The sequence below is a fragment of the Zafaria cholistanensis genome, from assembly GCF_008580665.1.
Classification (GTDB): domain Bacteria; phylum Actinomycetota; class Actinomycetes; order Actinomycetales; family Micrococcaceae; genus Zafaria; species Zafaria cholistanensis.
On the sequence record NZ_BKDJ01000004.1, the window covers coordinates 135,049 to 147,097 of the forward strand.

General features: G+C 71.2%; 11 protein-coding genes. 1 reads left to right on the forward strand and 10 read right to left on the reverse strand.

Annotated features, from left to right (window positions below; genetic code table 11):
- Positions 1-7 precede the first annotated feature (7 nt).
- Positions 8-682, forward strand: coding sequence for a LysE family translocator (locus tag NCCP_RS05610; protein ID WP_149956256.1), 675 nt, complete (start codon positions 8-10; stop codon positions 680-682).
- A 167-nt stretch (positions 683-849) separates the two neighbouring features.
- Here the strand turns inward: NCCP_RS05610 and NCCP_RS05615 are convergent, their stop codons facing one another.
- The 10 genes from NCCP_RS05615 to ligA all read right to left on the reverse strand — a co-directional run bounded on the left by NCCP_RS05615 (position 850) and on the right by ligA (position 12,033).
- On the reverse strand, positions 850-2,046 hold the full coding sequence (locus NCCP_RS05615) for a glycine C-acetyltransferase (RefSeq protein WP_149956257.1): 1,197 nt from the start codon (positions 2,044-2,046) through the stop codon (positions 850-852).
- Positions 2,047-2,056: 10 nt separating this feature from the next.
- Complete coding sequence (gene tdh, locus NCCP_RS05620) at positions 2,057-3,103, reverse strand: L-threonine 3-dehydrogenase (RefSeq protein ID WP_149956258.1); 1,047 nt, start codon at positions 3,101-3,103, stop codon at positions 2,057-2,059.
- Positions 3,104-3,237: 134 nt separating this feature from the next.
- On the reverse strand, positions 3,238-4,173 hold the full coding sequence (locus NCCP_RS05625; RefSeq protein WP_216364663.1) for an aminoglycoside phosphotransferase family protein: 936 nt from the start codon (positions 4,171-4,173) through the stop codon (positions 3,238-3,240).
- Between the two features lie 66 nt (positions 4,174-4,239).
- A complete protein-coding gene (locus NCCP_RS05630) occupies positions 4,240-4,629 on the reverse strand; it encodes a VOC family protein (RefSeq protein ID WP_149956259.1) in 390 nt (129 codons plus the stop codon).
- 139 nt (positions 4,630-4,768) lie between these two features.
- Complete coding sequence (gatB, locus tag NCCP_RS05635; RefSeq protein WP_149956260.1) at positions 4,769-6,283, reverse strand: Asp-tRNA(Asn)/Glu-tRNA(Gln) amidotransferase subunit GatB; 1,515 nt, start codon at positions 6,281-6,283, stop codon at positions 4,769-4,771.
- A 1-nt stretch (position 6,284) separates the two neighbouring features.
- Positions 6,285-7,832: an Asp-tRNA(Asn)/Glu-tRNA(Gln) amidotransferase subunit GatA gene (gatA, locus tag NCCP_RS05640; protein ID WP_149956261.1), complete on the reverse strand. Its 1,548-nt coding sequence runs from the start codon at positions 7,830-7,832 to the stop codon at positions 6,285-6,287.
- A 3-nt stretch (positions 7,833-7,835) separates the two neighbouring features.
- A complete protein-coding gene (gene gatC, locus NCCP_RS05645) occupies positions 7,836-8,132 on the reverse strand; it encodes an Asp-tRNA(Asn)/Glu-tRNA(Gln) amidotransferase subunit GatC (protein WP_149956262.1) in 297 nt (98 codons plus the stop codon).
- A gap of 90 nt (positions 8,133-8,222) precedes the next feature.
- Positions 8,223-8,783 carry a GNAT family N-acetyltransferase gene (locus NCCP_RS05650; protein WP_149956263.1) on the reverse strand — a complete coding sequence of 187 codons (561 nt, stop codon included), beginning with the start codon at positions 8,781-8,783 and terminating at the stop codon, positions 8,223-8,225.
- Complete coding sequence (locus NCCP_RS05655) at positions 8,780-9,694, reverse strand: inositol monophosphatase family protein (protein ID WP_149956264.1); 915 nt, start codon at positions 9,692-9,694, stop codon at positions 8,780-8,782. The genes NCCP_RS05650 and NCCP_RS05655 overlap by 4 nt, the downstream gene beginning before the upstream one ends.
- Positions 9,691-12,033 (reverse strand): NAD-dependent DNA ligase LigA, encoded by a 2,343-nt coding sequence (ligA, locus tag NCCP_RS05660; RefSeq protein WP_414727706.1) that lies wholly within the window; start codon positions 12,031-12,033, stop codon positions 9,691-9,693. The genes NCCP_RS05655 and ligA overlap by 4 nt, the downstream gene beginning before the upstream one ends.
- Positions 12,034-12,049 lie beyond the last annotated feature (16 nt).

A 12,049-nucleotide genomic window follows, 5' to 3' on the forward strand; every position in this document is an offset into this window, starting at 1 on the left:
CGGTTCCATGGCACCCGCTTCACTGTTGGCCTTCACCGGCCTGTCCGTTGTCCTTGCGCTTACCCCCGGCCCCGACACGTTCCTGGTCCTGCGCCATTCGCTCTCCAGCGCCCGCGCCGGCTACCTGGCGGCGCTCGGCTGCATCCTGGGGACGGTGCTGTGGTCCGCGCTGGTGGGCGTGGGCGTGGCGGCCCTGCTCCAGCAGTCGGCGGAGGTCTACCACTGGCTGAAGGTCGCCGGCGGCCTGTACCTGCTCTACCTGGGGGTGGGCACCTTCCTGAAGGCACGCCGGGCCGCCGCGGCCAGCCAGGGTACCGCGTCCGGCCCGGGAGACGCGTCCGGCAACCCGGAGGTAAAGGCTGCCGCATCCGGCCTGGGTTCCGCCTTCGCCGCCGGGACAATCTCCTGCAGCCTGAACCCGAAGGTGGGCCTGTTCTTCCTGGCGCTGATGCCCCAGTTCATCCCGGCCGGTGCCAACACCCTGCTGGCCTCACTGGGTCTGGGGGCGGTCGTCGGCGGGGTGGCTTTGGCCTATTTTGTGGTTCTGGTGACCTTGGCCTCGAAGGCGATGGCCTGGCTGAAGCGCCCCGCCGTCAACGGGTGGCTGGAACGTATCTCCTCCGGCATCCTCGCGGCCCTGGGCCTGGGCGTGGTGGCCGGCGCGTTCGCCGAATCGCGGTAGCCGGGTACCTGGCCGCCACGTTCCCACCCGCCCGGCGCCGAACCGGCCCGGGTCCAGGGCGCAGGCCTGAGCATGGGCATGGGCATGGGCATGGGTGAAGCGGTGGTTTGGGTAAAGCGGGTGGCTTGGGCGAAGCAGGGGACTTGGGTGGGGAGGAGGCCGGCGCGCTAGCGGGAGGCCACGAAGGCGGCCACGCAGGCCTCGACGTCCTCGGGGGTGTGCGCGGCAGAGAGCTGGACGCGGATGCGCGCGCTGCCCTGCGGCACCACCGGGTAGCTGAAGGCGGTGACATAAACCCCCTGATCCAGCATCCGGGCGGCCACCTGCCCGGCGACCGCCGCGTCCCCGAACATCACCGGGACGATCGCGTGCTCGCCCTCGAGCAGCTCGAATCCCTCCTCCAGCATGCGCCGGCGGAAATGCGCGGCGTTAGCGAAGAGCTTCGCGCGCAGCTCCCCCGATCGGGCGACCAGGTCCAGCGCGGCCAGCGTCGCGGACACGATCGCCGGGGCCAGCGAGTTGGAGAACAGGTACGGGCGGGCCCGCTGGCGCAGCACCGCCACGAGCTCGGCGCGGCCGGAGACGTAGCCGCCGGAGGCTCCGCCCAGCGCCTTGCCAAAGGTACCGGTGTAGAGGTCCACGCGATGGGCGACTCCGGCGTGTTCTGGGGTGCCGGCCCCCGTGGGGCCCATGAATCCCACCGCGTGGGAGTCGTCCACCATGACCAGGGCGCCGTGGCGTTCGGCGAGGTCGCAGATCCCCGCCAGCGGGGCAAGGTAGCCGTCCATGGAAAACACGCCGTCGGTGACGATCACGCACCGGCGCGGGCCGGCGCCGCCGTTCATCGCCTGCGCGGCTACCAGCTGGGCTTCCAGGTCCGCGAGGTCGCGGTTGGCGTAGCGGTGGCGGGCGGCCTTGGACAGCCGGATACCGTCGATGATGGAGGCGTGGTTGAGCGCGTCGGAGAAGATCGCGTCCTCCTCCCCGAACAGGGCCTCGAACACGCCGCCGTTGGCGTCGAAGCAGCTGGAGAACAGGATGGTGTCCTCCGTGCCCAGGAAAGCGGAGAGCCTGCGCTCCAGCTCCAGGTGGCGGTCCTGGGTGCCGCAGATGAAGCGCACCGAGGCCATGCCGAAGCCGCGCTCGTCCAGGGCCTGCTTGGCGGCGGCCACCAGCCGGGGATCATCGGCCAGGCCGAGGTAGTTGTTGGCGCAGAAGTTGAGCACCTCCCGGGCCTGGCCGCCCAGCGGCCCGGCGGCGATGTGCGCGGCCTGCGGGGAGTCGATGTGGCGTTCCTCCTTGAAGAGCCCGGCCGCCCGCAGTGCATCGAGTTCGGCGGCCAGCTGGTCTTTGAGCGTGTACATGGTCCTCCTCCTAGAAAACGGTCCAGTCCATGACCACCTTGCCGCCGTGGGCGGAACGGGCGGCGGCGAACGCGGCCTCCCAGTCGGTGGCGGGAAACCGGTCGGTGACCACTGAGGCGATGGCCTGGCGCAGCCGCGGGTTGGACTGCAGCATGGCGCTCATCGCGTACCAGGTCTCGAACATTTCCCGGCCGTAGATGCCCTTGAGCGTCAGCATGTGCGTGACCACTTTGTGCCAGTCGATTTCCAGCGGGCCGGCGGGCAACCCCAGCAGCGCGATCCGGCCGCCATGGTTCATGTTCTCGACCATTTCCTCCAGGGCTCCCGGGTGCCCGGACATCTCCATCCCGACGTCGAAGCCCTCCATCATCCCCAGGTCCCGTTGGGCGTCGGCGATCCGGCGGGAGGACACGTCCACCGCCAGGTCCGCTCCCATCCCCCGGGCCAGTTCCAGGCGCTGGGGGGAGACGTCGGTGGCCACGATCCTCCGGGCTCCGGCATGGCGGGCGACGGCGACGGCCATCAGGCCGATGGGGCCCGCGCCGGTGATCAGCACGTCCTCGCCCACCAGCGGGAAGGACAGCGCCGTGTGCACGGCGTTGCCGAAGGGATCGAAGATGGCCCCCAGCTCCGGGGTGACGGCCGCGTCCCGGTGCACCCACACGTTGGCTTCGGGAATGACCACGTACTCGGCGAAGGCGCCGTCGCGCTGCACCCCCACGGAGACACTGTTGATGCACATCTGGCGGCGCCCGGCGCGGCAGTTGCGGCACATGCCGCACACCACGTGCCCCTCGCCGGAAACCCGCTCCCCCACCTGGACGCTGCGCACCAGGTATCCGGTCTCGACGACCTCCCCGTAGAACTCGTGCCCGGGCACCAGCGGGACGGCCGCCATCGCGTGGGCAGCGGCATCGCCATCGAGCAGGTGCAGGTCGGTGCCGCAGATGCCGGTGGTCATCACGCGGATCTTGACCTCATGGGCGCCGGTTTCCGGCTCGGGGAGGTCCACCAGTTCCAGCCCGGCATCCCATCCCGCCTTGTAGAGCGCTTTCATCACCCCATCCCACCACTGCGGGGGCCCGTCGACAACGGGCAGGCGGCAGGACAGCCGGACCCGCCCGGGAACACCCGCCACACCGGGCCGGCCCGCGCCGGAACGGCCTGGGTCTGGGTTGGGTCCGGGGCCGGCTAGCCGGCCTCGCCGGCCAGCCGGCTCAAGGCGTGCAGCCCCACGGCGTGGAGCGGTTCCGCGGGCTGGTGCATTGCCATCACCAGGGCCATCGACACGGCCCAGCCCCTGGCCCGTTCCCATGCGGCCTTTTCCCCCGGCCCCGGCGGGGAGGCCAGGCCGGCGCGGAACCGCCCGTGCCCGGAGGCGGTGAAATGCAGCCACCCGGCAGCCAGGTCGGTTGCGGGGTCCCCCGAGGCGAGGTCCCCGAAGTCGCCAACGGCCACCAGGTTCCCGGAGACGCCGGCGACCAGGTTGTGGGGGTGCAGGTCCCCGTGCAGCCACACCGGCTTCCCGGCGTGTGCCGGCGCTTCGAGGGCCCGGGTCCACACCGCCATCAGGACGGAGGCGTCGGGAGCCTGCGGAGCGTGGCGGTCCCGGAAGGAGTCCCACCCCGCCAGCCTGGTGCGGAACGCGTCCCCGCGCGCGGCCAGCGGGACCCCGCGCACCGGGTTCCGCGGGGCGTCCGCCGGGGCCGGCAGGTGCAGGCTGCGCAGGAACCCGGCCAAGGTTCCGGCATAGCCGTCCCGCACCCGTGCCGGAAACAGGGCGGCGCTGGTGCCCTCGAACCAGGGAACCACCGCCCAGGGGTAGGGATATCCGGCCGTCGGGGCGCCGCGGCGCAGCGGCGCCGGAACGGCCACGGGCAGCCGCGGCGCCAGGGCCGGCAGCCAGCGCAGCTCGTTCTCCAGCAGCGCCACGGCCGCCGCGCGGCGCGGCAACCGCAGGGCCAAACCGCCGCCGAGCCGGTAGACCACGTTGTCCCATCCCGTACCGCCCGGCCGCAGCGGCAGCGCGGCCAGGTCCGGGTGCTGCGCCCGGAGCAGGCCCCGGACCAGCTCGGCGTCGATCACCACGTCGGCGGCGGGGCGCTGGTCACTGGGCTGCCGGTTCACGGCCACCAGCGTAGTGCCAGGCCGGCCCGGATCCGCCAGCCGGACACAACCCCCTTCCCCCTGCCGCTAATCGGCCATCGTGGCGATCTGGATGAGGTTTCCGCAGGTGTCATCCAGCACCGCCGTCGTCACCGGACCCGTCCGGGCCGGCGGCTGGGTGAAGACGACGCCAAGGGCAAGCAGCCGCTCGTATTCAGCCTGGACGTCCTCCACGCCGAAGGAAGTGAAGGGGATGCCGTCGGCCACCAGCGCCTCCTTGAACGGGCCCGCCGCCGGATGCCCGGAGGGCTCGAGCAGCAGCTCGACCCCGTCCGGAGCCTCGGGCGAAACGACGGTGAGCCAGCGGTCGGTGCCCATGGGCACGTCCCGCTTCTTCACGAAGCCCAGCTTTTCGGTGTAGAACGCCAACGCCTTGGCCTGGTCATCGACGAGAACGCTGGTGAGATGGATCTTCATGGCCCCATCCCACCATTCCGGGTCTCCTGCGGCAACGGCGGGCCGCACGACCCGCCGCGGGCGAAAAACGCAACGGCGGCGGGAAGGGATCATGGATGCCCACGGCCCCTTCCCGCCGCCGTACCGCAGGGGCAGGGCGCTAGCCCTCGATGCCCAGCTTTTCCAGGACCAGTTCGCGGACGCGGCCGGCGTCGGCCTGGCCGCGGGTGGCCTTCATGACCGGGCCGATGAGCGCGCCGATGGCCTGCAGCTTGCCGTCCTTGATCTTGGCAACCACGTCCGGCATCGTGGCCATGGCGTCCTCGATGGCGGCACCCAGGGCAGAGTCGTCGTTGACGACGGCCAGGCCGCGCTTCTGGACGATCTCGGCCGGGGTGCCTTCGCCGGCGAGCACAAACTCGAGCACCTGGCGGGCGATCTTGTCGTTGATCTTCTTGGCCTCGATCAGGCCGTTGAGCTCGACGATGGTCGCCGGGGTGACGCCCAGGCCCTCAGGATCGGTGTCCGCGTTCTTGGCCAGGCGGGAGATCTCCCCCATCCACCACTTGCGGGCCACCGCGGCGGAGGCGCCGGCGGCAATGGTCTCCCCGATCGCGTCCAGCAGGCCGGCGTTGACCACGTCGCGGAACTCGGCGTCGGAGTAGCCCCACTCGGCCTTGAGCCGCTTGCGGCGCTCGGCCGGCGGCTCGGGCAGGCGGGCGCGCAGTTCCTCGATCCATTCGGCGGTGGTGACCACCGGGACCAGGTCCGGCTCCGGGAAGTAGCGGTAGTCGTCCGCGTCCGACTTCGGGCGTCCGGCGGTGGTGGTGCGGGTGTCCTCGTGCCAGTGGCGGGTCTCCTGGACCACCTTCTGCCCGGCCTCCAAGACCCCCGCGTGGCGCTCGATCTCGAAGCGCACGGCATGCTCGACGGCGCGCAGCGAGTTCACGTTCTTGGTTTCCGAACGGGTCCCGAACTTGTCGGCGCCCTTGGGCATCAGCGAGACGTTGGCGTCGCAGCGGACGTTGCCGCGTTCCATCTTCGCGTCGGAGACGCCCAGGTTCTTGACGATCTCGCGGACGGCGGCGACGTAGGCCTTGGCCAGTTCGGGGGCGCGCTTGCCGGCGCCGACGATCGGCTTGGTAACGATCTCCACCAGCGGAACGCCGGCGCGGTTGTAGTCGACCAGGGAGAAGTCCGCACCCTGGATGCGGCCGGTGGACCCGCCCATGTGGGTGAGCTTGCCGGCGTCCTCCTCCATGTGGGCCCGCTCGATCTCCACGCGGAAGACCTCGCCGTCTTCCAGTTCGACGTCCAGGTAGCCGTCGTAGGCGATCGGGTCCTCGTACTGGGAGGTCTGGAAGTTCTTCGGGGTGTCCGGGTAGAAGTAGTTCTTCCGGGCAAAGCCGCACGTCTCGGCGATCTTGCAGTTCAGCGCCAGGCCAATGAGGATCGAGTACTCCACGGCGGTCTTGTTGACCACCGGCAGCACCCCCGGCAGGCCCAGGCAGACCGGGGTGACGTTGGTGTTCGGCTCGTCGCCGAACACGTTCGGGGCGTCGGAGAACATCTTGGTCTTGGTGTTCAGCTCGACGTGGACCTCAAAGCCGAGGACCGGGTCGTACTTCTCCAGCGCCTCGTCGAAGTCGACGAGGCTTTCGGTGGTTGCGGCCATGCTAGGCAACACCTTCCTTCTCGGCGGAAGCCAGGTCCGGGGCCTGGGAGATCAGCGGTCCGCCCCAGCCCTTCTCCAGCAGGGACTCCAGCGCGGCGCCGACCCGGTACAGGCGGGCATCCTCGCGGGCGGGGGCCAGGAACTGGATGCCCACGGGCAGGCCCTCGGAGAGGCCGCCCGGGACGGAGATGCCCGGCACGCCGGCCAGGTTGGCCGGGATCGTCGCGACGTCGTTGAGGTACATCGCCAGCGGGTCGCCGGTCTTGGAGCCCAGCCCGAACGCCACGGTCGGGGCGGTGGGGGACACCAGCACGTCGGCCTTCTCGAACGCGGCGTCGAAGTCGCGCTGGACCAGGGTGCGCACCTTCTGCGCCGAGCCGTAGTAGGCGTCGTAGTAGCCGGCGGAGAGGGCGTAGGTGCCCAGGATGATGCGGCGCTTGACCTCGTCGCCGAAGCCGGCGGCGCGGGTTGCGCCCATCACGCGTTCGATGGTCACCGGGCCGTCGGCGGGGATGACGCGCTTGCCGTAGCGGACCCCGTCGAACTTGGCCAGGTTGGAGGAGACCTCCGAGGGCATGATCAGGTAGTACGCGCCCAGGGCGTACTTGAAGTTGGGGCAGTGGACCTCGACGATCTCCGCCCCCGCGGCACGCAGCACCTCGAGCGATTCGTTGAAGCGCGCCTGGACCCCGGCCTCGTAGCCGTCGCCCTGCAGTTCGGCGATGACGCCCACGCGCACCCCGGTCAGGTCCCCGGACAGGCCCTGCCGGGCGGCGTCGACCAGGGACGGGACGGGCTCGTTGAGCGAGGTGGAATCGCGCGGGTCGTGCCCGCCGATCAGCTCGTGCAGGTAGGCGGAGTCGAGCACGGTACGCGAGACCGGGCCGATCTGGTCCAGCGAGGACGCCATGGCGATGGCGCCGTAGCGGGACACCCCGCCGTAGGTCGGCTTCACCCCGACGGTGCCGGTGACGGCGCCGGGCTGGCGGATGGAGCCGCCGGTGTCGGTGCCCAGCGCCAGCGGGGCCTCGAAGGCCGCCACGGCCGCGGCGGACCCGCCGCCGGAGCCGCCCGGGATCCGGTCCAGGTCCCACGGGTTGCGGGTGGGGCCGTAGGCGGAATGCTCGGTGGAGGAGCCCATGGCGAACTCATCCAGGTTCGTCTTGCCCAGCATCGGCAGCTTGGCCGCACGGATCTTGGAGATGACCGTGGCGTCGTAGGGGCTCATCCAGCCCTCGAGCATCTTGGAGCCGGCCGTGGTGGGCTGGCCCACCGTGACGATCAGGTCCTTGATGGCGATCGGGACGCCGGCCAGGGGGTGGAGGGCCTCGGCCCCGGCGCCGCCGGCGGCGCGGATGGCGTCCACCTCGGCCGCCACGGCCAGGGCCTCCTCCGCGTTCACGTGCAGGAACGCGTGCACTCCGCGCTCCCCGCCATCGACGGCGGCGATGCGGTCCAGGTGGGCCTGCACGGCCTGAACGGAGGTGACCTCGCCGGCACGCAGCTTCTGGGCCAGTTCGACGGCGGACAGCTTGATGATCTCGGTCATGTTTTACTCCTCGTCCAGGATGGCGGGGACCTTGAAGCGGGAGTCCTCGGAGTCGGGGGCGTTCTGCAGCACCTGCTCCACCGTGAGGGTCTCGCCGACCACGTCCTCGCGGAACACGTTGGCCAGCGGGATGGGGTGGCTGGTGGCGGGCACGTCGGCTCCGGCGGCCTCGCTCACGCTTGCGATGGCATCGACGATGACGCCGAGTTCGCCGGTCATCTTGTCCAGCTCGGCATCGCTCATCTCGATGTGGGCAAGCCGGGCGAGGTGCGCGACGTCCTCACGGCTGATGGCAGACATGTATCTCCCCGTGAAAGTGGGTGGGCGGTTATCCCCACCATTCTATGCGCGCACCGTCCGCCCCACCGACGGCGCCGTCGGTGGGGCGGCTCAGAGGACCAGGACGTAGACGTGCAGCAGGATGTCGGTTCCGGGGACGTGCCAGTCGCGTTCGGGAGCCCGGCGGAACCCCACCGAGCCGTACAGCGCGTGGGCGGCGTGCCAGTCGGTGCCGGTGGTCAGGCTGACGGCGGCGATCCCCGGCGTCGCGCGGGCGCGCTCGAGCACGGCCCCGATCAGGGCGCGGCCGGCGCCGGAGCGCTGGACGTCCGGGTCCACCACGAGCATCCGGACCTCGAGTTCGTCCTCGCGGGCGATGTCCGCGTACTCGTTGCCGTGCCGGGCCAGGGTGAGCGAGCCGACGATCCGGCCCTCCCGCTCGGCCACCCACACGTCCGTCCGGGCGTGGCGTTCGGCCACCTTGCGCATGTGGCGCACGTAGGGGGCGTCGGGGTCGTCGAAGTGCCCGGCGGCCAGGTAGGCCGCCACCGTGATCCGCGCGATCTCGCCGTAGTCCGCGGGCACCGCGTCCCGCACGACGACGGCGGCGCGGGAGGATCCGTGCGCGCCGGCACCGTCCGCCGCGGCCCCGTTGCGGGCGGGTCCGCTCACAGGTGGTCGGTCCAGCGCTGCAGGGTGTCGAAATCGACGTCCCCCACGGCGGACCAGCCCGGCTCCACGCGCGGACGCAGCACCGCGCAGCCGGCCTCCTCGGCCACCAGGGCGCCGGCGGCCCAGTCGTACTCCTGGGTGCCGTACTCGGCGTAGGCGTCCAGCGTCCCGTCGGCCACGAAGCACAGGTCCAGCGCGGCGGAGCCGAGCCGGCGGATGTTCGCGAAGCCGGGCAGCAGCAGGTTCAGGGCCCCGACCTGCAGCTGGCGGCGGTCGGGGTCGTAGCCGAAGCCGGTGGCGATCAGGCGCCCGTCGGTCTCCGGGTCCGGTCCCGTCAGGCGGCGGATGCCCACGGGGGCCGTGCCGCCGTCGTCGTGCATCTGCCCGTCGGGGAGGTCCCCGACGAACTGCTCGTCCAGCAGCCAGGCCCCGGCCCCGCGCGAGGCCCAGTAGGTGCGCCCGAGCGCCGGGGCCTGCACGACGCCGGCGAGCCAGACTATTTCCCCCGGCGCCTCGGGCGCGGGGCCGGCGACCGCGACGGACGTCGCATAGTAGGCGATGCCGCGCACGAAGTTCACGGTGCCGTCGAGCGGGTCGATCGACCAGCGGTAGGCGGTGGGGTTGGCGGGCACGCTGGTGCCGTACTCCTCCCCGGAAATCTCGTCGTCCGGGCGGGCGGCGCGGATGACGTCGCGCACCGCATCCTCGGCGCGGCGGTCGAATTCGGTGACCCAGTCCCCGGCGGCGGACTTGGTGGCGGCGTTCACGTGCAGGCCGCGGCGCTGGGCCAGCACGGCGGCGCCGGCTGCCGCCGCGGCGCGGGCAATGGCCAGCAGTTCGGCAACCGTGGGGGCGCCGGGCTCCGCCGCGGGGGCGCCTTCGCTGGCGTGGTCGGGGGTGGTGCCGCTCATGCGCGGGTCTCCGTTTCTTCTGCGTGGGCTTCCACGTCTTTTGGGGGGGCTTCCCCGTCACTTGCGGGCTCGGCGACGGCGTCCGGGCCCCGCTCCAGGAGCAGGCGGAAGCCGTCCTCGTCCAGGACCGGGATTCCCAGCGAGACCGCCTTGTCCAGCTTGGATCCGGCGGCGTCCCCGGCCACCACGTAGCTGGTCTTCTTCGACACGGAGCCGGAGGCCTTGCCGCCGCGCACGATGATGGCCTCCTTGGCCTCGTCGCGGCTGAAATCAGGCAGCGTGCCGGTCACCACCACCGTCAGGCCCTCCAGCGTGCGCGGCATGTTCTCGTCCACTTCGTCCTCCATGCGCACGCCGGCTTCCTTCCAGCGCTCCAGGATCTCCACATGCCAGTCCACGGCGAACCACTCGATTAGCGAGGCGGCAATGGTCGGGCCCACCCCGTCCACGTGGGCCAGCTCCTCCTCGGACGCGGCGCGGATCGCGTCCATGCTGCGGAAGGCCGTGGCCAGCGCCCGCGAAGCGGTGGGACCGACGTGGCGGATGGACAGGGCCACCAGCACGCGCCAGAGCGGCTGGGTCCTGGCCTTCTGCAGCTCCCGGAAAAGCTTTTCCGTGGTGGCGGACGGCTTCGAGGGGCTCTTTGCCGTCGGCTTGGTCCAAAAGTACGGCACGAGCTCCCACTGGCCGGTGCCGGCACCCCGGGACCGCTTTTCCCGCCAGACCTTGACCCCGGCCAGCGCCTCGCGCAGGGCCGGATCGGGGTAGTCCTCCGCGAGCTCGAAAATACGGGATTCGTCCGTCAGCACTCCGGGGCCCTGCGGACTCGGGTGCCCTCCGATGGTCGCCGGATCCGGGCCCGGCCCCGAGGTGAGGGCAATGGCGGCCTCCCAGCCCAGGGCCTCGACGTCGAAAGCGCCCCGGCCCGCCAGGTGGAAGACGCGCTCGCGCAGCTGCGACGGGCACGAACGCGCATTGGGGCAGCGGATGTCGACGTCGCCCTCCTTGGCCGGGGCGAGCGGGGTGCCGCACGAGGGGCACAGCACGGGCATCACGAAGTCCCGCACCGGCGGGTCCTGTGCATCGCGCAGGGACACCACCGGTCCGACGATTTCGGGAATGACGTCCCCGGCCTTGCGCAGCACCACGATGTCGCCGATCTTGACGCCCTTGGCCTTGACCACGTCCTGGTTGTGCAGGGTGGCCATTTCCACCGTGGAACCGGCCACTTTCACCGGCTCCATCACGGCGTAGGGGGTGACCCGGCCGGTGCGCCCGACGTTGACGCGGATGTCCAGCAGCTTGGTGTGGACCTCCTCCGGCGGGTACTTGTAGGCCACCGCCCACCGCGGCACCCGGGAGGTGTGTCCCAGGGCCCGCTGCAGTCCGAAGTCGTCCACCTTGACGACGATGCCGTCGATCTCGTGCAGCAGGTCATGCCGGTGCTGCCCGTAGTGCCCGATGAAGTCCAGCACCTCCTGATAGCTGTCCAGCACCTTGAAGTACGGGCTGACCGGCAGGCCCCAGTCGCGCAGCAGCCCGTAGGCTTCGGACTGGCTGGCCGCGGACAGTCCTTCCCGGGCGCCGATGCCGTGCACGAACATGCTCAGCGGCCGGCGGGCGGTGACGGCCGGGTCCTTCTGGCGCAGCGAGCCGGCCGCCGCGTTTCGCGGGTTGGCGAAGGGGGCCCTGCCCTCCGAAACCATCTGCTCGTTGAGCTCCAGGAAGCCTTGGGAGGCGATGAAGATCTCTCCGCGGATCTCCACCTCGGAGGGCCAGCCGGTGCCGGCCAGGCGCTGCGGGATGTCCTTGATGGTGAGCACGTTGTGGGTGACGTCCTCCCCGGTGGTGCCGTCGCCGCGGGTAGCGGCGCGCACCAGCTGGCCGTCGCGGTACAGCAGGTTCACCGCCAGGCCGTCAATCTTGACCTCCGCGAGCCAGCGCAACCCCTTCTCCGGGGCCTGCACCGCAGCGTTGGCGGAGGCCCTCTCCACCCAGGCCTCCAGCTCCTCCAGGGAGAACACATCCTCCAGCGAGTACATGCGGCTGAGGTGGACAACGGGGGCGAACGCGGCGGACACCTCGCCGCCGACCTCCTGGGTCGGGGAATCGTTGGCGACGATCTCCGGGTGCAGCTGCTCAAGCTCCTCCAGGCGCCGGTAGAGCAGGTCGAATTCGGCGTCGGAAACCAGCGGGGCGTCCTCGTTGTAGTAGGCGAACCGGTACCGGCGCACGTCGTCGACCAGCCGCTCGTACTCGGCGCGGACGTCGCCGGCCGGGACGGCTTCCTGGGACTCGTTCAGGACTGACTCGTTCAGCGGGGTCTCACTCACAGGCACTATCTTGCCGCATGAG

Excerpts from the sequence above, each read along its gene's own strand:
- NCCP_RS05610 (WP_149956256.1), top strand. The coding sequence starts at position 8 with ATGGCACCCGCTTCACTGTTGGCCTTCACCGGCCTGTCCGTTGTCCTT.
- NCCP_RS05615 (WP_149956257.1), bottom strand. The coding sequence starts at position 2,046 with ATGTACACGCTCAAAGACCAGCTGGCCGCCGAACTCGATGCACTGCGG.
- tdh (WP_149956258.1), bottom strand. The coding sequence starts at position 3,103 with ATGAAAGCGCTCTACAAGGCGGGATGGGATGCCGGGCTGGAACTGGTG.
- NCCP_RS05630 (WP_149956259.1), bottom strand. The coding sequence starts at position 4,629 with ATGAAGATCCATCTCACCAGCGTTCTCGTCGATGACCAGGCCAAGGCG.
- gatB (WP_149956260.1), bottom strand. The coding sequence starts at position 6,283 with ATGGCCGCAACCACCGAAAGCCTCGTCGACTTCGACGAGGCGCTGGAG.
- gatA (WP_149956261.1), bottom strand. The coding sequence starts at position 7,832 with ATGACCGAGATCATCAAGCTGTCCGCCGTCGAACTGGCCCAGAAGCTG.
- gatC (WP_149956262.1), bottom strand. The coding sequence starts at position 8,132 with ATGTCTGCCATCAGCCGTGAGGACGTCGCGCACCTCGCCCGGCTTGCC.
- NCCP_RS05655 (WP_149956264.1), bottom strand. The coding sequence starts at position 9,694 with ATGAGCGGCACCACCCCCGACCACGCCAGCGAAGGCGCCCCCGCGGCG.